General features: G+C 57.9%; 1 pseudogene. It reads right to left on the bottom strand.

Going from position 1 to position 247, the window contains the following annotated elements:
* A pseudogene (locus tag R2R70_RS22300) lies at positions 1-247 on the bottom strand (hypothetical protein); the annotation flags it as partial.

Genomic DNA, 247 nt, shown 5'->3' with positions numbered 1-247 from the left:
CGGGAACTTTGTCCTCCGCAGCGCCATATTTCGGCTCACGCAGCTTGCGGGCAAAGGCAGTTTTTTTCACCCCTTTCAGACTGTTGGCCTGCGCTTTACTGCGGCCTTCTGCCAGCTCCTCGGCGAAATTAGCGAACAGTACGGTGATCCACAGCCAACCGCTAATGGCCGCGCTAAACAGCGCATTGCCGGGCATCGCACCGCTTGCCATCGCGATGCTAATACAGGTGGTCAGCAGACTGCCGAT

It is taken from the genome of Cobetia sp. SIMBA_158, from assembly GCF_046566945.1.
Classification (GTDB): Bacteria; Pseudomonadota; Gammaproteobacteria; order Pseudomonadales; family Halomonadaceae; genus Cobetia; species Cobetia amphilecti.
The sequence above is the reverse complement of the archived record's forward strand: the minus strand, read 5'-3'. Positions and strand labels throughout refer to the sequence as shown.